Raw genomic sequence first — 25,957 nt, forward strand, 5'->3', positions numbered from 1 at the left:
AGTAAATATCTAAAGCCAATATCAGGACTAGTATTATTAATCCTACTCGTTATGTTTAGCTTTACTGTAGATGAAAAATACATAGTTTACCCCATAGCATAGTAAGCTACTTTAATCTAACTTCTATATTCTAGATATTTACGCGTTGTTCGAAGTGCTTTAATGCTACAAGAATGTATCCGTATAAGTATTAATCATTCCAGTTAAAGCATAATACCCTTACATGCGTTGCTGTTCAGGCGGTGTCAGTCTGTTACGTCACCAACATTATCATCCAAAGAAAACAATTTAATATTATTACGAGAAGGTTCGACCACCATTCGTCTTAAATAACTCCGTGTCGCTATAAACAACTATGCAAACAAATCAACATTAATAAGATGACAGGAAAGATAACTATGATGGCTAAAACAACACGCCCACCAGAAACATATGATTTCAGGTCGTGTCGACGTTATTACTCGCGTTAATCAGCATGAATTTACAAGCACTATATATACAGAAAATTTAACGCTACTGCTCTGAAACTAGTAACCCAGTGTAAAAGTGATACTTTGAACCCTGTTTTTCTATCAGATGAAATAACGTTAAAGGGAATCAGTCAAATACAGAAAAATAATGAAGATGAATGGAATAAATAATCGATCGGGGCACTATCAACAGTGCCCCGATGGCTTTATTATAAGCCTAAATATAAAGATCAAATGTTCATACCGTCAAACTCAAATCATAGTAAATAACTATGATAATACATAACGTAATTGATCAAACGGACAATAAGAATATGAATATGTTAACTAAATATCAGCGTCAAATTCAAGATGATACAACTTCCAAAAATCTTGCTCTTAAAATAAAACCGGATCGCAGGATCAAAAACAATGAACGCCGGAATCTGAATTGCTTTAGTTTCAATTACAGTGATCCAGCTCGTAGATTTACCATTGATAGAAGACTATAAATTACTTTGTTTTTAGAAAACACTCTCAGACGCCAGTATCCGCAATGGTTCGGAGACTGCCCTTTATGACAAATCACATCGGGTTTGCTTTTTTCATATTCTATACAGGTATGAAAGTGTAAAAGTTGTTATACGTGATTCAGGATAATTTATAGCCTGGTGAATGTCCGGTTCGGAAGCCTGAGCTAACAAAAAACAATAGCTCCATTTCTAACTAGAACCTGCTCTACGCAATCTCTTTAATTAGGTTACAGCATTGATTATGTGCTTTTATTATTAATAAATTTTATTCGATCTTTTTCTGTAGCACCTTCTTCACACTCTCCTCTTATTTTCATCCAGCCTCGCCCAATATTACTATCAAGCTCAATATAACCTTCTCGACAATAACCTGACTTTTCCAGCTTCACTTTAAGCATGTCATATAAATATTGCTTCATACTGGCATCATCACCAGATTTAGCCTTTCCCTTATGCATACCGTTTTCGCCTCCACGGCCACCCCCCATGCCAGAACCATTACCGGAACCTTTGCCACTTCCTCTTCTACTGGCTTGCGATGCTGTTTTTGTCAAACTGTAATTAAAAAGTTTAAGGCCACCAGGCTTTATATTTGTTGAAAACACCTCTGTAATCTCAGAAGACTTCCATTGATTTCTACCACAGGAAACCAAAACCATTGATAATACAAATATTAGAAAATATTTTTTATAACTCATAGATACACTTAAACTTGGATTAGATAGAACGCGGTATTTTTTCCTATTAAAACTATATCAATATTAACCCACGCATTCACAAACAGAATTTATAATATTTTAGCCAGCGCAACAACAGCTCTCTGAATCTCTCAATCCATTTAAATCTTTATTTTTTTGATATTACTTTATCTTCTTCATGGCTTCCTGTTCAATTCTTCTGATTTCATTTTTTACCAAATCTTTTGCTGCCTCAGAAAGTGTCGAACTATTTATAGCATCGCTTAACTCACTCACAATGTATTCAAGCATTTCATCAGGCTTACTGCACGTAATCGCATCTTCTGTTCTTGTTTCAGAAAATTCTACATTTACGTATTTAGGCACCATTTTATTAACACCTGTTTGTGCATGGTTCGCTAATAATGGAGTGGCTTTAACATAGGGCTCCCCCTCCCATATAAATCGCTCGCCTATTTTTATGTGTGAAAATTTCATAATTCGCTAAATCTCAAATAAACGGTTTTAGAGAAAAATTGTTTCTAATATTAGGAACATTATGCTCTGACACCTATTTTCTTCTAATAATGGTTAAGACTATTCTTTATTTTCTTTTGAAGTTTTTTGATGTCTTCATCAATTACTTTAGAATTTTCTAGAATGCCCTCTACACGGTTACAACGACAACCACATAATAATGGGTTATCGAAATTGAGAGTATATTGTTTTTTTCGCTCATCAGTACATGGTCTGCAAACTTCTTCACTAATATATAAGAGAAGTTTGTCGCGCCATGATTTGTATAAGTTGTCTTTTTTCATATGTAGCATACTAGTTTATATAACAGGTAGATTATGTCTAGAATGCTGTAAATACAAGTGAAGGGTAAAATCAGGGACAGATCCGAATATTTGCTTATATTAGTAAAAACCGGGATCTGACCCGGATTTCTCGGGTTTCGCTTAAACTGCTTCAATGCCACCACTACTCACTTGCTATCATCACAACCCATTAAAGTTATTTTTCAGTTAGATGATTCATCTCATAAATACCACTCAAACCTGACACTGGAAATATATTAGAGCCAGCATTATTTATACTGATTACAATGTTGTATCATAGCTAAAACACATAACAACACTCTAACCACGGAAGACGCTTAAGTGAAAAAAATACTCTACGCTGCAGTTGCTGTTTCTCTTCTGGTTGGTACCATCATTTTCGCCAAGCTTGGTCAGTTTACGGCCATGGACGAGGCCGCCAAAAACATGATGCCACCGCCTGAAACGGTTACGGCTATGCAGGTTGAGGATAAACAGTGGGAGCAAACCATTATTACCACGGCAACCGTAACAGCTGTACAGGGTGTTACGGTAAGTGCTGAAATCGGTGGCAGGGTGACACAGATTAATTTTAAATCAGGTACCATCGCTAACAAAGGTGATGTGTTAATCCGACTTGATACTGCAAGCGAAGATGCACAACTTGCTGCTGCAGAAGCCTCATCTGTACTTGCCGAAGCAAGCCTCACCCGAGTACGTCAACTCAGCAAACAAAAATTAACCTCACAAGATGCCCTCGATGCTGCAGAAGCGAAAGTGAAACAAACTATCGCGCAAGAACATAACATGCGAGCACTGATTGCAAAGAAAACCATACGAGCACCCTTCTCAGGCAGACTGGGATTACGCCAGATTAACCTCGGGCAAATTTTACGTGAGGGCGATGCCATTGTGTCCCTGCATACCCTCGACCCAATCTATGTCGATTTTTCAATACCGCAGAAAATACTGCTGAGTTTAAAACCGGATCTGGAAGTAAGGGTAACCGTTGATGCTGCACCTGACGTTATTTTTACCGGTAAAATACTTGCCAGCAACCCTGATGTGGATCTTGTAACCCGCAGTGTAAGAGTGCGCGCAAAAGTCGCCAACCCTGATGAAGCTTTACGAGCCGGTATGTTTGCCAACGTCACCGTGGTTATGCCAGAAAAGCAGTCGGTATTACCCATTATTACAACTGCTATTGCCTATGCCACTTTTGGTGATTCTGTTTTTGTAATAGAAGAGCAGAAAAACGAACAAACCGGTAAAACTGAAAAAGTATTACGCCAACAGTTTGTGCAACTGGGTCAGACACAGGGTGATTTTGTTAATGTTATCGACGGCCTGAAAGCGGGCGAAAGCATTGTCACCAGCGGTGTATTTAAACTTCGCAGCGGCATGAAAGTCATCATTGATAATACGCTGGCACCTGAACCCAGTCTCGACCCACATCCGTCAAATTCCTGAGTTATCTCGTATGAGTAATGTCTTTACTGATCTATTTATTCGGCGCCCGGTGTTAGCAATTGTGGTTAACCTTATTATTCTCATCGCCGGGTTTAGTGCATGGAATTCACTTAGCGTACGCCAGTATCCACTCAGCGAAAATGCAGCCGTACAAATTTCTACTATTTATGTGGGTGCCAGCGCAGAGTTAGTGCGTGGTTTTATCACAACACCTCTTGAGCGAGCCATTAGCTCGGCCGAAGGCATCGATTATGTCGAATCAAAAAGTTTGCAGGGCATCTCAATTATTACGGCCCGGCTCAAGATTAATTATGACTCAACCAAGGCACTGGCCGATATTTCATCTAAAGTTGATCAGGTGCGAAATGACCTGCCCATCGAGGCTCAGGTTCCCGCTATCAGCGTGCAGTCGGCAGACTCGGAGTTCGCCGCGGCTTACCTGAGTTTCTCTTCTGATATTCTTTCCCAGGAGCAGATAACCGACTATCTAGACCGTGTAGTACAACCGCGTCTGGCCGCCGTCACGGGGGTGCAACGCATCGAAATATTTGGCGCCCGTACTTTTGCTATGCGCATCTGGCTCAAGCCAGAACGCATGGCCGCACTGGGCATCAGCCCTTCTCAGGTTCAACAGGCTCTTGCTGCCAACAACTATCTGGCAGCAATCGGCAGCACCAAAGGCGCACTGGTACAAACCCGTCTGGCCGCCAATACCGATCTGCACAGCGCCAATGAATTCCGCCGTCTTGTTATCTATCAGAAAGATGACATTATCGTGCGCCTGCAGGATATTGCAGATGTGGAACTGGGCTCTGAAGACTATGACACACTGGTGCGCTACTCAGGGCAGACAGCGGTATTTGCAGGCGTTTTCCCACAGCCCAATGCCAACATTATCGATGTAATCGACGGTGTGCGCATCGAACTCGACAAGATGCAACAGGACTTGCCCTCCGGTCTCGATGCCAGCATCGGTTACGATTCATCGGCTTATGTCAGTGATGCTATCCACGAGGTAACTAACACCTTAATCGACACACTACTAATCGTCATTGTTGTGATCTTCCTGTTCCTCGGCTCATTTCGTTCAGTACTGATTCCAGTGATGGCAATTCCGGTTTCCCTTATTGGCGGCATCTTTTTAATGCAGATGTTTGGTTTTACACTCAACCTGCTAACACTGCTCGCCATCGTACTTTCGGTCGGTCTGGTTGTTGACGATGCTATTGTTGTAGTTGAAAACGTCGAACGACATCTGCGCGAAGGTCGCACACCACATGAAGCGGCCATGCTCGGTGCACGCGAACTGGTTGCACCGGTTATCGCAATGACAATGACACTGGTTGCTGTGTACATTCCTATCGGTTTGCAGGGCGGATTAACCGGTGCACTGTTTCGCGAATTTGCATTTACCTTAGCCGGTGCCGTCACCATATCCGGCATCGTTGCACTCACCCTGTCACCCACTATGTCAGCCAATTTACTGCGCAGTGCTGAAGATGAAGAGCGCGGCCTAACTGGCTGGCTCAACCATCGTTTCGATCGAATACGTATCGTTTATGGTCATACCCTTGGCACCACCCTCGCTGCTCGCCCCGCGATCTATCTGGTGTGGATTGTCATCAGCCTGTGCACCATTCCGATGTTCATTATGTCACCGAATGAACTGGCGCCATCAGAAGATCAAAGTGTGTTATTCGGCATTATCAACACACCGGCTAATGTCACCACAGATCAAAATGCAGTTTATTCAAAAGCCGCCGAAGATGTGATGCTCAAGGTGCCAGAAACTGCACTCACCTTCCAGCTTCTATTTCCGCCATCAATTGGTGCCACCATTGGTGCCGACGGTTTTAGCGGCATGGTTGTAAAACCCTGGGCCGAACGCGACCGAACGGTCAATCAAATGCTACCCGGTGTGCAAACCGAAGTTTCAAAGATACCGGGTATTCAGGTGTTTATGACAACACCTCCGGCATTACCTGGCGGCAGCAACTTCCCGGTTGAGTTTTTAATTACCTCAACCGCTGACTCGGAACAACTACTTGAAATTGCCAAAAACCTGCAACAGAAAGCAATGGAAAGTGGGCTTTTTGCCTTCCCGCCTATTATTGATATGAAACTTGATCAACCTCAGTCCACGGTTACATTTGACCGCGACAAACTTGCCGCGCTAGGGCTTAACTTATCTCAGGTCGGTGCCGACCTGGGTGTTGCTACGGGTGGTAATTTTGTAAATCGCTTTAATATGGACGGGCGCAGTTACAAAGTCATTCCACAGGTACAACGTGAAGCCCGCCTCAACAGTGAACAATTACGCGAAATTTATGTACCCGCAGAAAATGGCCAGATGGTGCCGTTGTCAGCGGTTACTCATATCGAACACGACGTAGTTGCCCGCTCACTAAATCGCTTTCAACAACTTAATGCGGTAAAACTTTCAGGTGTAACCACCCGCACCCTGGATGAAGCTCTCACTTTTCTGGAAGAGACCGCGACAGAAATTTTGCCACCGGGTTACAGCTTCGACTACACCGGTGAGTCACGCCAGTTACGCACCGAGGGTAATAAATTTATCCCCGCTTTTTCACTCGCAATACTATTAATTTTTCTGGTGCTGGCGGTGCAGTTCAACTCATTTCGTGACCCGCTCGTTATCCTCGCGGGTTCAGTTCCGCTAGCAATGTTCGGTGCGTTAATATTTACCGTGTTAAAAATACCCGACCCAAACACCCCGTACTGGACAAATGGCTGGACCACCACAATGAACATCTACGCTCAGGTCGGTCTCGTTACACTGGTAGGTCTAATCGCCAAAAACGGTATTCTTATTGTTGAGTTCGCCAATAAATTACAACTACAGGGCGTAAGTAAAATAGATGCAATACACGATGCTGCAATGACACGCCTGCGCCCGGTATTGATGACCAGCGTAGCAACCGTCGCAGGTCACTTCCCGCTGATACTGGTAACCGGCGCCGGTGCCGCAGCAAGAAACTCCATCGGCCTGGTGTTAGTTGGCGGCATGGCAATCGGCACCCTGTTCACACTTTTTGTAATACCATCGTTGTATGTGTTAATAGCCAAAGATAGAAGCACTAAGTAAAAAAATCAGGCCGGCATGTGCAAAAAACACATTACGCAGATGGTGTTTTCGTACACACACCCATGCACAAGATAAACAATAACTGGCACCTGTTTTATATAAATTAATTAAGAATAATCTCAATAAAAACAACCAACACTCAACGCATTGATTTTGTAAAATTAATAATAAATCTCCTGCAATTTTATGCTTCAACTGCTATGTTTATACTATATATTACAAACATGCTGGTGACTTAGCGTGACAACAACATCTAACTTTCGCGGACTTGAAGGTATGCTAACTTTTCATGACAGAAAAATCGGCGTACTGGGCAACAACCATCAGTTTATTTCTTACAATAGTTTTAACACTAGCTTTTCAGCTCAATTAGAAAAATTTTCAAGAGAATACGAACTAAGTCCTGATGATTACATGCCTGGATATTTTAATTCCGATTCTTATGGCCACCTAAAGGAAGTTGACTGGAACAACCTAAATTTAGTTTTAACTAATGACATCTTCAAGAGACTCACTAATCTTGAAAAAAATTACCTCAAGAAATTAAAGTCATGAGTAAACATCCCATAGAAAAGTGCATGTCTGCTTACATGGGAATGCGACTGCTGTCTATTTTTGGTAATAGAGTAGGTTGCCATCCTGTATTAACCACATATGACGATAAACCTGTTGTTATAAATGTTAACACTGTAACGTCAAACCCTGACTTCAACAAAGAAGTTAAATATTTGATAATAAGCAGCCCTTTATTTATTGAATGCGCAAATAAAGAATTTAAAGCAAACGTCTTAAAATATTGTTTTGATGATATTTATATTAAAAACATCAATAAACATAAACCAAAAGAACTTAAAATCTTTAAATAAAATAGATCGAAACTTTATTTAAATATTTTTATTGTAATTGATGCTAGAGAAAAGCTAATTCAAACATTATGGACAATGCCGGCCTGACACTAATTTAAAAATACCAGTAAGAACATTTCCATTACATAATTTATTTATTTATTTTACCATCAAGTAAATCTCTCACCCGCCATAACAATTGTTCTGAATTAAATGGTTTATATAAACGCTGTTTATGCAACTCTTCATTAGATGCTTTTATTTTATTCTCATCGCTAAAGCCACTCACCATCTGAATTTTGATTCCTGGATAAATCGCCATTACCTCTGCTGCTAACTGATACCCATCCATACCGGGCATAATTACATCACTTAATAACAGATCTACAGATTTACTTTTCAATATTTCAAGGGCCTGTTCAGCATTTGTAGCACAAAGCACCGTATACCCATGATTTTGCAAAATCTCTTCATTCAACTCCAGTAGCGCAACTTCATCATCAACTGCTAAGATGGTTTCAGTACCTGTTGGTAGCTTAACTAATTCAACTGCATCTTCATCTGATGTTTCTATTTTCGATGATTTATACCGGGGAATGTAAAATACAATTCGAGTACCATGCTCAGGCTCTGAAAACACCTGAATAGTGCCCCCGGATTGCTGTATAAAACCATACACCTGGCTCAGCCCCAGACCCGTTCCTCCTGTCCCTTTAGTGGTAAAAAATGGATCAAACATTTTTTCCTGAACATCCCGGCTCATACCGATACCTGTATCACTAACCGACAACAATACATACTCACCCGATATGACACCTATGTTTTGAGCTTCTGAGTCAGCAAGGTGCATATTACCTGTAGACAGTGTCAACGTTCCTCCATCAGGCATAGCGTGCATAGCGTTGATACCCGTATTAAGAATCGCATCTTCCAGTCGCGCCTGGTCCAGCCAGACAGGCCAAAGATTTTCTTCTAATTCAAATACCAGTTTAATGCGCGGGGTAAGTGTCCTTTCCAGTAAATGCTTCATACCATTAAGCAATTGGTTGATATCTGCCATTTCAGACGAGGCTGGCATCTTGCGAGAAAAAAACAGCAATTTAGATGTTAATTTTCTGGCTCGCTCACTAGCATTAATTACTTCGTTATTATATTTAATTAATTTAGGATCATCACTACTCAAACGCTCCTTAAGAAGATCTGAAAAACCAAGAATAACATTCAGCATATTATTAAAGTCATGGGCTATCCCACCGGTGAGATTACCGATCGCATCCATCTTTTGTGAATGACGCAAACTTTCTTCATTTTTCTGTCTTTCTGTCACATCATCCACTAGCGAAGTGACTCCGATAATTTTCCCATGCTGATCAATCAGGGGTGTATTGTGCCACTCACACAATATTGTACGCCCATCTTTTGTAATATTTTCATTAAGGCTATAAGCACCACCCTCATTATTTAACAGCTCTTCCCATATTTTAGTGACTTCCTGCAGAACACCTTCAGGCAGTATTCTTTCTGTAATGCGACAGCCTAAAGCCTCTTCCTTTGTATACCCAAAAATACGTTCAGCTGCAGGATTCCAGTCCATAGGTTCAAAATTAGTATTCCATTCAATAATTCCCACCGGGGATTGTTCACGATGAAGTAAAAGGCGCTGTTGAGAAATACGCAAGGATTCTTCAATATGCGTTCGTTCAGTTATATCAGTGGAAACACCTGCAACAGCATAAAGATTGTCTTCTTCATCAAACAAGGGAAATTTGACAGTGACATAGGTATGAGGACCATCATCATGAGGAGCAACTTCTTCAGACTCCATTGCATGCCCTGATGTCAGGACTGCTTTATCATTTTGTGTAAATTTTTCTGCAAATTCTTGTGGAAAAATCTCATGATCTGTTTTTCCGATAATACCTTTTCTTTTCTTATCAAACAGTTGCTCCCACTTTTGATTGATAAAAATATACCGCCCACCTCTGTCTTTTGCATAAATCACAGCAGGCGTATGATTCATAATGCTTAACATGCGTTGCTCAGTTTCTGACTTTTCATGACGTAATTTTTTCAGCGTATCAGCCTGATGCTGAGCCTGATTACGTAAGACAAGTGCATCATTCAGTGTGTTATAGATGCCTCTACTTGAACGCACCATCATTACAGTAAAAACAATCAGCGCTATGCCTAACACCGTATCATCTCCTCCACGAAATAAAAGCAGGGGAATAGAAATTATTAGTGTCGGTGCAACATATAAGTAATATATTTTAATACTGGAAGAAAACACAGGCAAAGCGACTGTCACAAAAGCAACTAACCACAATAAGCTGTATATACGATATTCTGCTGCAGGAAGAGTTAGCCCCCAAACAATACAAAAAGCCCAACCAATGCCAAGCACCCATGTTGAGTAAGCAAAACGCTTCTCATATTTGTCATGACATGGGTTATTTAATCGGGTCTTTTTATAATCAAATAAGAGCCAATAACGATATAGATTAACAACCACCATATAACTAAGCCATATGATCAGCACCGATGAAGCTATTTGCTCTCTAAAAATATAGGCAAATATGAATGCTGCTATATTAGCTGTGGTAATACTGGCGAATACTTTCTCATAAAGAATTCGTACTCGCTCAATAGTAATGGCATTGCGTTGTTCCATTAAAATCATTCCCACTTCTAATCACACACTCAACATAAGCTTAGAACATTTCGCACTGATTTCTATGGCATAACCTGAAAATTTAGATACTAGCTTCAAACAGACAATTCCAGATTTTAATGCTTTCATGCTGAACCAGCCCTCCCATCTGGCTCAGCGCCTTTTAAAACTCAGGAGTTTCGCAGCTCAACTGGTTAGAGCATCGACTTATAACCGACAGGTCGAGTATTCGAGCCATTACAGGCCAGTATTCAGCTTCCTGCCTTTTTACTCGCCACGCCCTTAATAGTAGGCGTGACAATCGGTGGTCCGCCAATAGAATTAACCCTTTCAATTAACTCAAACTTAAACCCCACATTATTTATTTCAGCTTCAGTATCACGCGTTAAGTGACAATTTCCGCACATTGATTTCCAGAAAGGCTGAAAAAATCTCTGCCACTTGATCAGACCAGGCGCATCACTTGCCACTACATGCTCCAGGAAATATAATTTTCCATCTGGTTTAAGTACGCGTTTTATTTCTTTTAATGCCTGCTCAGGAGATTCGACTGAACACAAAACCAGAGTTGAAACTACAGCATCAAATTCACCATCCTGAAAATTAAGCTGACTCGCAGATGAATCATTTGTTTTAATGTCATTCCTGCCACTGTCGATCACCGCTTTCTTTAATAACTTATGCATGTGCGCATCAGGCTCAGTTAATACCAGGCTACTAATTGAACCTGGATAATGACTTAAATTAATTCCCGTTCCACTGCCAATTTCCAGAACATCCCCCTTTATGCCTGACAACAGCTCTCTTCTCCATTTAGAAAAAGATTGCTCTTCAATTTTTTTCATAGATGAATCATAAAACTTTGCCATAAAATATGATCTGATAGACATTGTATTTAACCTATTCTTCAGCCGCACCCAGTTTTATATGAATTGTCTGCGATTCATTAATCTCAAATGAGGCATCCTCGAAAGAAGGCGGTCCAAAAAAACCTTTAGCATTATTCGAGACCCCTACCAGCTCCGTTGGAATACCCATAAAACCCGTATTAAGCATGCCATTGTTATCCTCATCATATGCAATACTAACTGCATAAACACCTTTATATATTAAACTTACAACGAAATACCCTCCTCCATTCGAATCAACTTTTTCTATTATTTCTATTATTGGTTTTTTTAAAAAATCGTCTTCACTATTGAACAAAGAAAATATCAATTGTCCCTTATCCGCAATAGCACCGCTCACATTTACAGTTAATTTTATATTATTTTTTTCTGCATAAGAAACGTCACTAAATAATATTAATACGCATACAATCATTAAAATATGATTAACTCTATCCATTTAACTTCTCATAATCATTATAAGTAGCACAAACACATCTATTTAAAAGTAAATAGATGTGGCAAGCATAAAGCTTAATGTTTTTAATTCTGATTTTAAATTTATACCTTCCCCAGTAACCGGATCATTAAATGCATCTGCTGGATTATCGCCCTGAGAATAATACAAACCATATGAAATACTTGCCGTCTTACTCACGTGCGTCATGCCAGTTGTTAGACCTATAAAATCCATCTGATTGAACACCTCATTTCTCAACCCGCCTGGCGCATTATCCAGAAATAAACCCATATTGAAATATTTATCTTCTGCCACTCTAATCCGACTACCCAATGCTATATTTACAACAGAACCTGTTTCATATTGCGCACCATCAAGCGTAAATATTTCATCATTATAAATCGCCAGATGAGATTGCTGTACGTTCCTTGATTCAGCACCTCCTAACATTTGATATGGACTTATTGCATCATAATAATTTATATCCAGCTCCAGTTCGTAATCTGCTTCTTTCCAGGCCAACCCTAAAGATATCGAGAGAGGTAGTTTATAGTTAAAATCAGTATTCGGATTTAATGTATGTGTAAAATCAGAAAATCGAGAGTCAGGTATATCATCTAAACCAATAGAATCTTCATCCAGTTCAGTGAATACAAAACCATCATCTGAAGCAGTATCAGTGAGTGAACTCGTTGCACTGCGCATCATCAAGCCCAGTGTCATTTTAGAACTTATATCCCATTGCAACCCCAGTTCATAACCTAGCAACCAGGCAGACGCATCATAACGTGTATTTAATACAGAATTATAAAAAGGCACGCCTCCAGCAGCCGGTTGATAGGTAACTGCATTTTCCTGAATATGCAAATCAACTGAATATGCTCTTATGCCAAAACCATATCTTAAATTTGGCTGCGCAGTAAACCCAAACGAAATGCCCGGGGAAAATATTTCAAATTTGGCACTATTGGAATAATCTGAAAACAACTGAACATCAAGATGCTCTCTTATATCAAGTGGATCACCAGGATTTTTTTTAATATTGTAAAGATCATTAATGCTTTGCTGCCCACTATAAGAAAAACTGGTCGGTACAACAATCGACCACCCCATGGTGGCCCCTTTACCCAAACGCACTACACCACCAACAAAATTAGCTGTTGCTGATATAGAACTAACTGAGTCATTCGTCCCTACCTCAGATTTATTATATTCATTCAAAGAAGCATTACCGCTTATTGAATTACGCTGCACACTTCCCAGCCCTGCCGGGTTATACCATGTTGCTGAAGCATCCTGCACGCGAGCCACATACGCACCGCCTTGCATACCACCGGCTTCTCCAATGGGCGTTCTGTTATAATTATTTATAATAATATAGGTGGCATGTGAATCAAGACATACAAACAGAAGAGAAATCGTTAAAAAAACTTTATTGAATTGTATTTTTATCATTTATTTACCCTCTTAAAAGCAAAGCAAGGTCAGTCAAACTAAACGAACAAATACTTATTTAGACTACTTAAGCCAAAGACACAAGCAACATGCACGTGTTACTGTTAATTTCACGCCAGGTACATTATTAAATTTAAGAGTATATTTTATGCCTAAATCCACTCAAACTTACTGGAATCCATTAATATCAGCTAACGATAACAAGTGGACCACAATAAACGGTCTTGAAGGTTTAGCAGAAGAACTAACTCTTAGTTTCGATAATGCTTCTGGTGAATACACACGATTAACTCGATTTTTAGCTGGAGCAGATACAACAGAGTTTGGAGCTAAAGTTCACGACTACCCAGAGGAAGTATTTATCGTTAGCGGCCGATTATATGATTACGCCTTTGATATCTGGTTAGAAACTGGCCATTATGCTAGCCGCCCAGCCGGTGAAAATCATGGTCCATTTAAAACTGACGATGGCTGCGTTGTTCTTGAAATTTCTTTCCCTAATAAGATTAATGAATAATATAATCTTAAATTATATTAAAAATTTCAGCTCACAATTTAATTACCCCTGAAAAGATATGACCAAAAAAGCATTAATTATTGGATATGTATGGCCAGAACCGGATTCGTCTGCTGCTGGCAGACATATGATGTCAATTTTGCGCCTGTTTAAAAAACAAAATTGGCACGTCGAATTTGCAACACCCTCTCAACCAACAGATCACATGATTGACCTAACTAATGAAGGTATATCAAGTCAGAATATAAATCTGAACTGTGACAGTTTTGACACTTACATTTGCCAATATAAACCAGACATTGTTATGTTTGATCGATTTATGATGGAAGAACAATTTGGTTGGAGAATAGATAAATTTTGCCCTGATGCATTAAAAATACTGGATACTGAAGACCTCCAGTGTTTACGCCATGCCAGGCATCAGGCATATAAAGGTGGACGTGAACTTACACAAGCAGATTTGTTTAACGATATCGCCAAACGCGAGATAGCTGCCATATTACGCTGCGACATTTCTTTAATCATTTCATCTTTCGAAATGGATTTATTAGTCAATACTTTTAATGTAAATGTAAACTTACTTCATCACCTTCCATTTATGGTTGAGCTGAATGCCTGCCCGACCAGAACGCTGCCATTTTCCTCAAGAAAACATTTTATGACCATAGGAAATTTTAGACATGCTCCAAACTGGGATGCTGTTTTATATTTACAAACCATTTGGCCTCTAATTCGAAAAAAAATACCTGACGCTGAATTACATATCTATGGTTCTTACCCACCGCCTAAAGCAACAGCTTTAAATAATCCTAAAACCGGATTTTTGATTAAAGGCTGGACTAAAGATGCATACTCAGCCATTCAAAAATCGCGTATCTGTTTAGCGCCTATTAGATTTGGTGCCGGAATTAAAGGGAAATTATTAGATGCCATGATCATGCAAACACCAAGCATCACAACGACAACGGGAAGTGAAGGCATGCATAACCAGGAAACCTGGCCCGGTTTCGTTACGGATGACTTGACCGAGTTTGTCGATTCAGCTGTTGATTTATATAATAATGAAGATAAATGGATAGATGCTCAGACACATGCAAAACAATTATTATATTCTCGATATGACGGTCTTAAATTAGGTAAAAACCTTATATCTAGAATTAATGAAATTGAATCCAGTTTATCTGAACATAGATTAAACAATTTTACAGGCGCAATGCTTAAACATCATTCAATGATGAGCACTAAATACATGTCACAATGGATATCTGAAAAAAATAAAAAAAATAAGACTAATGCATGAGCATTTTTATTAATTAATTTTTTGTTTATTTACCGCGGGATTTAATACCTGAAACTAACTGACGGAACACATCAAGCGCAGATTGTAGCTCTTCACATTTTTCTGCTTTCGCTTTACTCCCATGACGTATAACAAACTCAGCAGTATCAATCGCCCTTTGACTGCGTGGGTTTTTAGGGCAAAGTTCAATATTCAGATATTTGTCCAGTGTTCGGGTAGTTGGCGTCGACTTATCCATATATACCGGCCATATATTACTTTCTTCTGCCAGCTCCAGCTTGGTTCTACCAATATCATGCTCCCAGCAGGTCAGTGCCAGATTCATTACTTTTACAACGTGCTCCCTTAACTGTGCTTTCTGAGTATCTTCAACATTATCGACACCCGTAAGGCCTGCCATATCTATTCCCGAAACAGCACCCGGATTATCCTTAGCAAACGCCAGAAGGCTGCTTAGTGTCTGCTCAACTGCATTCAATCGTTGATCATTTTGTGTTGAAGAGTCTTGCTGGCTATTTGACTTCGAGTTTAATGCAATGGCAAATCCACTTTTTCCCATTACATCAACGCTATTTATAATCGCATCATGAAGAAACACATGGCCATCTTTGTGTTTACAATTCAGCTGTATATAGTCATTTTCTTTCTGTGAATTATCGTTATCATCATTGTTTATTAATGAAGCAATATCATCTGTAAACAGATCAGCTATATCAAGATCCACTATTTCATCACTGGCATAACCAAATAAACGGGTAGCACCCTCATTAAAATAGACCGCATCATGATCATGATCAAAACACATCAACGCACTATCATCCAGATCAAGCAACCGTTGTAAATCATTTGTACGCATTCTGACCTGCGCGGTCATTGAATTAAACGCGTCAGCAAGAATATGAAATTCCCTTAAACCCTTATTACTCACTGTCAATTCAAGCTTTCCGTGAGTTATCTGTGCCATATCACCTATCAAGCGGCTAACTGGTGTAAACATAAATCTGTTAAACATCCATAAAGCAAATAATAACGTACTCAGAGACAATAAAAGAAATCCGCTAATCGTCATAATCTGCGTCTGCTCCATTTCACTATTCAGCTCATCAATGTTCTCGTAACCGACAATTTTAAAAGCAGGTGTTCCATCAGATGCATGCAGGATAAATTCAACCGGCAGATGACCGTCCGTTATCTGCTGTGTATTTGCGTTAATCTGCTCACCTGTCATAGAGTACATACGTACAGGCGTTCTGGTGATTTTGCCAATATCAGGCAGATTAAAGACAGGGTTGACCACTACTTCCAGATAACCCACCGGGCGAAGCCCTCCTAGTGGTACCAGAGTAGAAAACATCGGCCCATCAGCAGATATCCAGAGCGCATCAATCGCCTTTAGACGATCTGAAGGCGGCCTCTGATTGAGAATCGTTGAAATAAAAGCGGGTAGATTCTTACCCATATTATCTGGACCCTCGCTATTTTGCCCTATAAGCTCGAGATTCAGGTTATATACTCTGATTTTTTTAAGGTCTATATCTGAAAAACCCACGAAACCATTTATAAAGGGATCATCAAGCAATTTTTCAAGCTTCCCCTTATTAACCGTATCATTTGAAGATCTGAATAGTGAGACCAGCTCTTTACTGTGACCCAGCTTCATACCCAGATCAAAATTGTGACTCCTGACCTGCTTAAGCATCTCATGTGATGCAACCTCAATAACACGTGACAGGCTGTTTATCTGGGCATCCAGAGCCGAACGTTTAAAATAACTGCCCGCAAACATGGACAGCACGATAGCGGTGACGCCAATCATACTGAAAATACCAATGGTCAGGGACTTAATTGAAAGTGACTCAATTCTCATGAATGTATTATAAACCGTTTATAACTTAATACTGTGTGACGTATGACACCTGAAACCCACCTTAATCAATAATTACTGGAAGACGCTTTTCTGTCCATTCTTTCCAGCCTCCCCGAAACCAGATTAATCGACTATAACCCCAGGACTTTGCTTTATTAATAGAATCACTACTTCTGAGGCAACGGGTACCATTACAATAGAAAAGAATAGCTCTGGTTTTGTCAGGTGATAACCGTTCCAGGCCTTCACGCGTTAATATACTGTTTAAAATATTGACTGCGCCCTCTATATGCCCCTTCTGAAATTCGGTTTTTTTGCGCGAATCGATAATAATTAAATCCGGGCTGCCTAGAATCAGATCGATAACCTCTTCAGCAGTAACGATGGTTACATTCTGTATGGCATCAGGAGCATGCGGTTTTTGACCTGCAAATACAGTCGATGTGATGAAGAATAAAACAAACAGGGTGGTTTTTTTGAAAAAGCAATAATCAGGACAATATTTGAACATTCGATAACCAGTAATTTATATTCGATAAGCGCTATTGAAGCGCGTTGATGTTGCGGGTGCCCAGTATATAGACATATAGTATTATCTAAAGGTTAGACTTGATTTCTACCATTGTCCAGACCGGAAACCGTCAGACAGGTATAGTTAATGTAAATATAGCGCCTTCACCAAGCCCTTTACTTTCTACGCTAATGAGCCCTCCCAGCTCCTTCGCCATCAAGGCACTGTGATGCAAACCATATCCATGACCGCCTATCCTCTTCTTAAATCCAAATTCAAATATTCTCGCCACATCTTTCTCTTCTATACCTATACCATTGTCTTCAACAGAATATACGACTTCATCTTTTTTCCTGACTATTTTAACCACAATAATTTTCGACACCTGCTTACCATTCAAAACAGCATATTTTGCATTGCTAATCAGATTGACCAGAATTTGAATTAACTTATGTTTATCTACCAATACTACAGGATCATTTTCATACGAACGAACAAGATTAACTCCATGCTTTTTCAAACTGGATATATTTATATTAATCGCATCTTCCAGAACTGTGCTGGCTTTAACTTTATCAATAACACCCATTTTTCCTGAATAGGTTTGCTGCATAGATATAATGCTTTTTATATGGTCGACATTACCTGCCAGTGTTTCTATTTCCTCTAACTGATTTTCCTTATCCTGTTTCACATGCTCTGACAACTGCTCTATATATTCAATTATTAACTTTCCTTTCTCATCATTTTCAAGAAACTCTGCAAGATTATCTCTATTTTCAGATAACATGGTTGCTAGTTTTTCTATATTATCCAGACGCCCTACTTTTATCTGATCTTTTAACAGGGCCGTTGATACATTAACACTATTTAAAACATTCCCTACATTATGCAATACACCACTTGCAACTTCGGCCATGCCGGCACTTCTCGCAATATCAACCATTTTTTTATTTAGCTCATTTAATTCTGATGTTCTATCCAGTACTTTTTGCTCTAGATTATTATTTGCTTCCAATAACTCCTGCTGATTTTTTTCTCTTTCAGTAACGTCACGTATAACCATTTGAACATACTTATTACCTTCCAGCTCAATGCCTGTTAATTCAACGTCGGCAGGAAAACCCTTTCCTTTATCATTAACAAACTCCCACTGATATCTTCTTTTAACGTCAACAAGAACATGGTTTATCGCACTAAATATTTCATCACTATCATCTGATGATTTCACATCTGAAAATTTCGAATAATAATCCAGACCAACTCTATTCAACTCCTTTAATGAACTCACACCAAACATACTTAATGCATTAACATTTCCATCAATAACATTATGCATTTCAAGAACCAGCACAGCGTCCATGCTACCTTCTATTAATGCTTTGAATTTCATACTTTCATTTTCAATATCCACCGCCTGTTGAGAAAGGCGTTTAATCATATAAGATGTCATAAAAAATATAACTATAACTACAACCGAACTTAACAATACAACTTTTTTTACAGCTGCTTCCTGTGAACTTCGAGTTTCTTCAACGTTTAATGAATTAATGCTTTTCTGACTTATCAACATATTATCTAACAAGGAAAACACTCCCACCTGATAGACAAAGTGTTCGTTTAATTTTTTCATTGCACCATCTATATTCCCATCCATCTTCATTTGATGCATTTCATACTGAAGCGCCACTGCTTTTTTTGATAATTCTCGCTGTTCGCTTAAAAACTTTATTTCATTATTATTTTCACCTTCATTTAATACCTGTTTCTTATAAGCTTCTCGAGCGATTAAAAACTTTGTTCCTTCATTTCTGAAGCCCATCCATTCATCATCAATCACAAAAATATCATTAGAAGCCAGCATTTTCATTATATGCAAATTACGCTCTCTTGCCGCTATACGCATATCGTATATATATGCTGTTTTTACCTGAGAGGTAACCATATTTTCTAATTTTTCATTTAAAGACTTCAACGCATACCATGAAGTTAAACCAATAACAGTAACCAGAACACATGACATAAGAAGACCCGCCGCAAGGGTTAATCTTATGTTTCTGGCAATACTAAGACGTTTAGGATTTATGAGCGGTATATACAACATAAACAATGACAATGATAACTTCAGTCAATCAAGTATAGTCTATGTTTTTTATCGGATAGCTAATAGCCTGAAATAGGAAAGCGATTCAGTATAAATAAAAAATTATTAATCATCCTGATAAAAGCTATTTATAGGTGAGGGGGTGTTTATAGCCGTATCATTTATAAAGCAAGGTATAGAAATACTTATACCTTGCTTCAAAAATTTAACGCATTGTAACCAGCTCTTCAGAACTGGTTGGATGAATAGCCACTGTATCATCAAAGTCTTTTTTAGTAGCCCCCATGCGCATGGCCACAGCAAAACCCTGTAACATTTCATCTGATCCCGGGCCGATTATATGACAACCAACTACTTTTTCCTGAGCGCCTATACATACAAGTTTCATCGCAGTCGGCACTTCATGGCTTGTCATCGAATTATACATAGCAGTAAAACGTGTTTGATATATTTTCACCGCACTACCATGTTCTTTTCTCGCTTCACCTTCCGTTAATCCAACCGTACCAATTGGCGGGTGACTGAACACAACAGTAGCTATCAACTTATAATCCAGGTGACGATCTGTTTGATTATTATAAAGCCTGTCTGCAAGACGGCGTCCTGCCGCAATAGCAACAGGCGTTAAGGGTGCGCGTCCAGTCACATCGCCCAATGCAAAAATATTATCAATATTTGTTTTCTGATAGATATCCGTAACAATATAACCCTGTTCATCAATCTGTAAATTCACCGCATCTAGATTCATGCCCTGCGTATTCGGATGACGACCAATTGCCCAGATTAACTGGTCATAACCGGTATTTTTATTTCCTTTATCATCACATAAAGATAATGTGCCATCTTCTTCTTTAACGATTTCCTTAATTTGAGTGCTCGGCATGATATTTACGCCCTGATCCAGCATTTCTTCTAGTAAGGTTTCACGTAACATGGCATCAAATGAACGCAATAAATGTTCTTTACGCAGATACATACAAACTTCACTGCCTAGTGCATTTAAAACACCGGCAAGCTCCACAGCAATATAACCCGAACCAATAATTGCCACCCTTTTTGGGCGTTCAGTTAGCTCAAAAAAGCCATCAGATGTAATACCCAGCTCTGCACCTTTTATATCCGGCACGCTTGGAGTTGTTCCGGGAGAAACCATAATGTGATTTGCTGTAAACTGCTTACCATCGATATCAACGGTATGCTCATCTACAAAAGAAGCAAAGCCAACCAGTTCATCAACATTCGAGTCAGCAAGATAGTTGTGATACCAGTTATTTATACCTGAAATGTAATTTTCTCGCTTTTTAACAAGGTGCCCCCAGTCAAAACCTTTATTATCAATATCAAAGCCATAATCTTTAGCATCGCTCATCGCATGAGCCAGGTTAGCTCCAAACCACATTATTTTCTTAGGCACGCAGCCCACATTCACACAGGTTCCGCCCATTTTTCCGCTCTCAACAACTGCGCACTTCATGCCGTATGCCGCTGCTCGCTCTGCCACAGATAAACCACCGCTACCCGCACCAATTGCAATTAAATCGTAATCGTATTTATCTGACATGTTAAAACCCGTAGTGATCTATTAATTTAGGTCGGGTAATATACCAGCACATCTATCACTGGAACACCCCGGCTCAATGTTGTTATTCAATAAACTCAAAAAACTAAACTCATCATCAGGATACCAGCACCTGCTCGACCGACTTGAACAATACAGCCTTCTCATTCGACTGGACCGCCCTATAGGCGTTTACCTGTTACTCTGGCCCACGCTCTGGGCATTGTGGATTGCTGCTAAAGGCATGCCCGATGCGCTGGTATTATTCGTATTTATGACCGGCGTTTTTTTAATGCGTTCCGCGGGCTGTGCTATTAATGACTTTGCAGACCGGGATATTGACCCCCATGTTGAACGCACCAAAGATCGCCCATTAGCCGCAGGGCGCGTTACCAGCAAAGAAACATTAGCCGTATTTGCCACACTATCAATAACCGCTTTTGCGCTTGTTCTATTAATGAACCCCCTGACAATCTACATGAGTTTTGTTGGCATTGCTCTAGCAGCCAGTTACCCGTTCGCAAAACGTTTTCACTATATGCCACAGGTTCATCTAGGCATAGCTTTTGGCTGGGCTGCCCCGATGGCTTTTACTGCACAGGCAAATGAAATAACAGCGATTACCTGGCTTATTTTTATGGCCACTATATTATGGGCAACCGCTTATGACACCATGTATGCCATGGCTGACCGTGAAGATGACCTGCAAATTGGTGTGAAGTCCACCGCTATTTTATTTGGTGATGCAGACAAACTCATTGTCGGGTTATTACAGGTATTGTTAATTTTTGACCTGGTTTTAATTGGTAGCAGTTCTAATCTCGGACTTTATTATTACATTGGACTGGCAGCTGCTAGCGGACTCGCGATTTATCAGCAGTATTTAATTAAAGATCGCGACAGGCAAAAATGCATTCAGGCGTTTGTTAATAATAACTGGTTTGGCTTGTGCATATTTATGGGGTTATTTGTTGATTACTATAAAGCATAATTTATTTTTAATTCTGCTAACAGCAGAATATTATCTCACAGCTTTAAAAAAAACATCATCCCAATACAGTATAAACTTTCCTTTTCCAGATACACTCTGTATTAATTCAATGTGTACACTTTGAGCACCTTGAGGCGCAACAAGATTATTTACCTGTAAATTTTGCCAACCATACACATCGTTTACATCAGCCGATTTATTATCTATTTTTGAACGACCTGAACAGTTTTCTTTTTCATTCCAGCTGACTCTGATACGTCCACCACCAGAACGGGTTGAACCTCTATCTTTTTTCATGCTGGCTCCAAAATCAAATTGCGTATTGCCGCCTATATTAATACACTGATCAAGAACGCCCACACCCAGACCTGCTTTTTTTGATATCAATACAACTTTAGCCGACCCCTGAGATTTATTCCCCTTAAATACCCACTTCGCTCTCCAGGCATGCCAGGATGATAGATCTTTTTTAAAACTGGAATTTTTTATATAATTTTTATTTGATGCTAATGTATATTTAGCATTCGGCTTTTTATCACTTTTATTCGATTGCTCAAATACCTCGCTTGCAACAAATGAGATATTATCCCAAAAAGCTTTATGCCCACGAGAATAACGCCCATTTTGTACAATTGTTATTTTTGCTGCTTTAGCCTGAAACGCAGGCTTCAAATCATTACCCGTAAGAGACTGCCAGCCATAGGTATTTGTCGGCTCAATATAACCTCCAAACTGCCCTCCTCTGGAGCAATCCTCAGATTCATACCAGATTATATTCGCTCTGTTTGCAAACCTGGCACTGGATGCATACTTACCTACCAGCTTTTTCTCTGCTTTAAATTGTGCAGATAATTTAAATTTTTCACCTTGCCCAAGCACAACACATTGTTCAACGGTTGTTTCATGTATATATTTATCTTCAGGTGGTATTGTCGCCTGAAAAACCAGTGCTGCACCTGCGTTCACTCCTTTATTAGAAACCCAATTAACACCTGTCGGCACTTTCCAGTCTACTAATTCATTTTCAAATGATGAGTTTTTGAGTAAGTTTACATCTAAAGAACCCGCTTTATAAACAGGGGGAGCACTGGTGTTTAATTCTTTCACCACATCTGATTTATCGATCAGCGCATCACTCTCTTTACACTTTACATCCTGATATATCACAAAACCCTGTTGGTTGGTGCATTGATAAAACTCAGCATATGATAAAGAAGGCATCAGTGACATTAACAACAGAGGCGTTAATTTCATTTAAGCATTTGCCTCAATATATTTACCAGGTGAAATATTATCTAAATTCCAGCACCCTATTTGATAACGAATTAAACGTAACGTAGGAAATCCAACTGCCGCCGTCATTCTTCTTACCTGACGGTTTTTCCCTTCACTTATCGTCAGCTCGATCCAGCTAGTCGGTATGTTTTTTCTAAATCTGACAGGAGGATCTCTTGACCATAAATTTTCTGGCTCTGAAATAATTCTCGCCTGAGCTGGTTTTGTTTTTCCATCTTTTAACATCACACCTTTTCTAAGCTGCTCAATGGCATCAGGTGTTATTTCTTTATCGACCTGAACCCAGTAAGTTTTTTTCATTTTATTTTTTGGGTCTGATATTTTATGCTGTAGTTTTCCGTTATCAGTTAACAACAACAAACCTTCAGAGTCATGATCAAGGCGCCCTGCAGGATAAATATCTTTTATAGAAATATATTCAGACAAACTCTGATGTTTTTCATGTGGGCTAAACTGACAAATAACACCATAAGGTTTGTTAAATAAAATTAACTGACTCATTTAACTCTCTACCTTAAATCTGTAACCAGCGTTTTCTTCTCTGATCACTCACATTTAATTTATCAAATAACTCATGAAAGGTTTCTTCGTCTGGTATACCTTGCCAGAGAATATGCTGATCATGGTTATCAAAAACAGCATCTGTCACAATTTCAGTTAATCGTTTGTTTGTCGGCAACAACCCCTGATGCTCTTCAACCAGATTTTGTATGCGAGCTGATCCGCGAAATTTCATTTTTGAGATGTTTTCTATATTATTTAAAATATCATCTACATTATCAAATTTATTTAATAAGTTTGATGCCATTTTATATCCCACTCCCGGGATGCCGGGAATGTTATCGACTTTATCTCCAGCCAATGCAAGCATGTCCGCAATTTTTTCCGGTTTGACACCGAACTGTTTCTCAACACCTTTGTGATTCAAAACATTGCCACGAGCAAAATCCCACCACGCATCACGCTCACCTAATACAAGTTGCGTTAAATCTTTATCCGCAGTAACAATGGTAATATCAAAACCTTCATCTCTTAAGCGAGTTGCTAATGTACCAATAATATCATCTGCTTCAAAACGATTACTACCAAACTCGGGTATCCCCATTGCTCGACAGAATTCTCGACAATAACGAAACTGAACAATGAGCTCTTCTGGTGCTGGTGGGCGATTTGCCTTGTATTCTGGAAAAATTTCACGACGATAAGAGTTTGTCTGATGAGCATCAAATGCACAGGCTATAAATTCGGGTTGCTTCTGCTCGAACAGTTGATATAAAAACTCAGTAAATCCATATACTGCATTTGTGGGATTTCCATCTCTATCTGTAATAGCATCATCAAAGACATGCCAGCCACGAAAGACATAAATACTGGAATCAATTAAATAGGCGCGTTTATTCATCGGCTTATTTTAACAGCATTACGAGCGCTGGAACAGGAAGGGCAAACCTAACCTGTTTATAATTTCGATAACGTTTCCATGTCTTTTTCAACCGCCTCTACTGACCGATCAAAATTAAGCTGCTCTTCTTTATTCATCTCAAGAGTTATTACTTTTTCCATACCATTTTTACCCAGTACACAGGGCACGCCAATTGCCAGCTCATCACAGCCATATTCATTTTTAAGAATAGCCACTGTAGGTAAAATGCGTTTACGATCATTCACAATCGCATCGACCATCGCAGCAACGGCGGCGGCTGGTGCATCAAAAGCACTGCTATTCTGACGTAAAGCTAAAATTTCGGCTCCACCATTACGTGTGCGTGTAACAATATCATCTATGGTTTTCTGATCCATAAAGTTACTCACCGGAATACCCGAGATAGTTGTAAAACGCATCATTGGCACCATTGAATCGCCATGACCACCCAGCACCATTGCATCTATATCCAGTGCAGAATACCCCGTTTCCATTGCAATAAAACTCGCCATTCTGGTTGAGTCAAGCACACCGGCCTGCCCTAGTATTCGACTACGGTCCCAACCTGTTTTCTGCCATGCACGATAGGTTAGAATATCAACTGGATTTGAAACAAATAACATTTTACTGTTAGGCGCATATTTCAATGTGTTTTCTATAATACTATCAGTCACTCTTACATTTGTTTCCAACACATCAGAGCGTGACATACCCGGTTTTCTCGGCACACCTGCGGTAATGATAATGAGGTCTGAATCAGCCATTAATGAATAATCGGTACCGCCAGTCAGGCGAGTATCAAAACGGAATAGCGGAGCATCTTCCTGAATATCCAGTGCTGCACCTTCAGCAGCACCTTCACGAATATCTATAAGGACAATTTCACGACAGAGATCTTTTGAAGCTATAAATTGTGCGGTGGATTCACCCACACGACCTGCACCCACTACTGTGATTTTTTTCATGTCACTCACCTTGTGAAATATTATTTTTAGTTTTTATATGAGTTTAGACTA

The 25,957-nt window shown here is 39.5% G+C and carries 22 protein-coding genes; 7 read left to right on the top strand and 15 right to left on the bottom strand.

The features are described 5' to 3' along the window. Nucleotides 1-1,221: 1,221 nt before the first annotated feature. The 3 genes from DIZ80_09395 to DIZ80_09405 form a co-directional block, all read right to left on the bottom strand. Complete coding sequence (locus tag DIZ80_09395; GenBank protein RDH82491.1) at nucleotides 1,222-1,680, bottom strand: hypothetical protein; 459 nt, start codon at nucleotides 1,678-1,680, stop codon at nucleotides 1,222-1,224. A gap of 162 nt (nucleotides 1,681-1,842) precedes the next feature. Next, entirely contained in the window at nucleotides 1,843-2,157 is a 315-nt protein-coding gene (locus tag DIZ80_09400) for a hypothetical protein (protein ID RDH82492.1), read from the bottom strand. Nucleotides 2,158-2,240: 83 nt separating this feature from the next. Then, nucleotides 2,241-2,489 carry a hypothetical protein gene (locus DIZ80_09405; GenBank protein RDH82493.1) on the bottom strand — a complete coding sequence of 83 codons (249 nt, stop codon included), beginning with the start codon at nucleotides 2,487-2,489 and terminating at the stop codon, nucleotides 2,241-2,243. Nucleotides 2,490-2,906: 417 nt separating this feature from the next. On the opposite strand from DIZ80_09405, the gene DIZ80_09410 reads away from it, so the two are divergent. From DIZ80_09410 to DIZ80_09425, 4 genes are all read left to right on the top strand, one after another. Continuing rightward, nucleotides 2,907-3,950, top strand: coding sequence for an efflux transporter periplasmic adaptor subunit (locus DIZ80_09410; protein ID RDH83142.1), 1,044 nt, complete (start codon nucleotides 2,907-2,909; stop codon nucleotides 3,948-3,950). Nucleotides 3,951-3,960: 10 nt separating this feature from the next. Further along, on the top strand, nucleotides 3,961-7,056 hold the full coding sequence (locus DIZ80_09415) for a multidrug efflux protein (GenBank protein ID RDH82494.1): 3,096 nt from the start codon (nucleotides 3,961-3,963) through the stop codon (nucleotides 7,054-7,056). 240 nt (nucleotides 7,057-7,296) lie between these two features. Further along, a complete protein-coding gene (locus DIZ80_09420) occupies nucleotides 7,297-7,611 on the top strand; it encodes a hypothetical protein (protein RDH82495.1) in 315 nt (104 codons plus the stop codon). Next, the gene (locus tag DIZ80_09425) at nucleotides 7,608-7,922 is read left to right on the top strand and encodes a hypothetical protein (protein RDH82496.1); all 315 of its coding nucleotides are present in this window, start codon (nucleotides 7,608-7,610) and stop codon (nucleotides 7,920-7,922) included. Before DIZ80_09420 ends, DIZ80_09425 begins: the two co-directional genes overlap by 4 nt. A gap of 130 nt (nucleotides 7,923-8,052) precedes the next feature. On the opposite strand, the gene DIZ80_09430 is transcribed toward DIZ80_09425, so the two are convergent. From DIZ80_09430 to DIZ80_09445, 4 genes are all read right to left on the bottom strand, one after another. Further along, nucleotides 8,053-10,581, bottom strand: a complete 2,529-nt coding sequence (locus tag DIZ80_09430; GenBank protein ID RDH82497.1) for a hypothetical protein — start codon at nucleotides 10,579-10,581, stop codon at nucleotides 8,053-8,055. Nucleotides 10,582-10,823: 242 nt separating this feature from the next. Next, nucleotides 10,824-11,462 carry a hypothetical protein gene (locus tag DIZ80_09435; GenBank protein RDH82498.1) on the bottom strand — a complete coding sequence of 213 codons (639 nt, stop codon included), beginning with the start codon at nucleotides 11,460-11,462 and terminating at the stop codon, nucleotides 10,824-10,826. 10 nt (nucleotides 11,463-11,472) lie between these two features. Next, entirely contained in the window at nucleotides 11,473-11,919 is a 447-nt protein-coding gene (locus DIZ80_09440; GenBank protein RDH82499.1) for a hypothetical protein, read from the bottom strand. Nucleotides 11,920-11,961: 42 nt separating this feature from the next. After that, nucleotides 11,962-13,374: a hypothetical protein gene (locus DIZ80_09445; GenBank protein ID RDH82500.1), complete on the bottom strand. Its 1,413-nt coding sequence runs from the start codon at nucleotides 13,372-13,374 to the stop codon at nucleotides 11,962-11,964. Nucleotides 13,375-13,522: 148 nt separating this feature from the next. On the opposite strand from DIZ80_09445, the gene DIZ80_09450 reads away from it, so the two are divergent. Next, nucleotides 13,523-13,891, top strand: coding sequence for a hypothetical protein (locus DIZ80_09450; protein RDH82501.1), 369 nt, complete (start codon nucleotides 13,523-13,525; stop codon nucleotides 13,889-13,891). Nucleotides 13,892-13,949: 58 nt separating this feature from the next. After that, complete coding sequence (locus DIZ80_09455) at nucleotides 13,950-15,191, top strand: glycosyltransferase (protein ID RDH82502.1); 1,242 nt, start codon at nucleotides 13,950-13,952, stop codon at nucleotides 15,189-15,191. A gap of 25 nt (nucleotides 15,192-15,216) precedes the next feature. On the opposite strand, the gene DIZ80_09460 is transcribed toward DIZ80_09455, so the two are convergent. The 4 genes from DIZ80_09460 to DIZ80_09475 all read right to left on the bottom strand — a co-directional run bounded on the left by DIZ80_09460 (nucleotide 15,217) and on the right by DIZ80_09475 (nucleotide 21,234). Then, a complete protein-coding gene (locus tag DIZ80_09460) occupies nucleotides 15,217-17,058 on the bottom strand; it encodes a hypothetical protein (GenBank protein RDH82503.1) in 1,842 nt (613 codons plus the stop codon). A 61-nt stretch (nucleotides 17,059-17,119) separates the two neighbouring features. Next, nucleotides 17,120-17,569 (bottom strand): hypothetical protein, encoded by a 450-nt coding sequence (locus tag DIZ80_09465; protein RDH82504.1) that lies wholly within the window; start codon nucleotides 17,567-17,569, stop codon nucleotides 17,120-17,122. Between the two features lie 130 nt (nucleotides 17,570-17,699). Further along, nucleotides 17,700-19,673, bottom strand: coding sequence for a hypothetical protein (locus DIZ80_09470; protein RDH82505.1), 1,974 nt, complete (start codon nucleotides 19,671-19,673; stop codon nucleotides 17,700-17,702). A gap of 205 nt (nucleotides 19,674-19,878) precedes the next feature. Further along, nucleotides 19,879-21,234, bottom strand: a complete 1,356-nt coding sequence (locus tag DIZ80_09475; protein RDH82506.1) for a glutathione-disulfide reductase — start codon at nucleotides 21,232-21,234, stop codon at nucleotides 19,879-19,881. Nucleotides 21,235-21,310: 76 nt separating this feature from the next. Here DIZ80_09475 and ubiA point away from each other — a divergent pair, with 76 nt between their 5' ends. Continuing rightward, on the top strand, nucleotides 21,311-22,222 hold the full coding sequence (ubiA, locus tag DIZ80_09480; protein RDH82507.1) for a 4-hydroxybenzoate octaprenyltransferase: 912 nt from the start codon (nucleotides 21,311-21,313) through the stop codon (nucleotides 22,220-22,222). Between the two features lie 30 nt (nucleotides 22,223-22,252). Here ubiA and DIZ80_09485 read toward each other — a convergent pair whose 3' ends face one another. From DIZ80_09485 to mdh, 4 genes are read right to left on the bottom strand one after another with little or no spacing between them, the layout of a single operon-like run. Further along, on the bottom strand, nucleotides 22,253-23,476 hold the full coding sequence (locus DIZ80_09485) for a hypothetical protein (protein RDH82508.1): 1,224 nt from the start codon (nucleotides 23,474-23,476) through the stop codon (nucleotides 22,253-22,255). Then, complete coding sequence (locus tag DIZ80_09490) at nucleotides 23,477-24,019, bottom strand: pseudouridine synthase (GenBank protein RDH82509.1); 543 nt, start codon at nucleotides 24,017-24,019, stop codon at nucleotides 23,477-23,479. 13 nt (nucleotides 24,020-24,032) lie between these two features. Next, the gene (locus DIZ80_09495) at nucleotides 24,033-24,920 is read right to left on the bottom strand and encodes a flap endonuclease (protein RDH82510.1); all 888 of its coding nucleotides are present in this window, start codon (nucleotides 24,918-24,920) and stop codon (nucleotides 24,033-24,035) included. A 56-nt stretch (nucleotides 24,921-24,976) separates the two neighbouring features. Continuing rightward, nucleotides 24,977-25,906: a malate dehydrogenase gene (gene mdh, locus DIZ80_09500; GenBank protein ID RDH82511.1), complete on the bottom strand. Its 930-nt coding sequence runs from the start codon at nucleotides 25,904-25,906 to the stop codon at nucleotides 24,977-24,979. Between the last annotated feature and the right edge of the window lie 51 nt (nucleotides 25,907-25,957).

The organism is endosymbiont of Galathealinum brachiosum (assembly GCA_003349885.1).
Classification (GTDB): Bacteria; Pseudomonadota; Gammaproteobacteria; order SZUA-229; family SZUA-229; genus SZUA-229.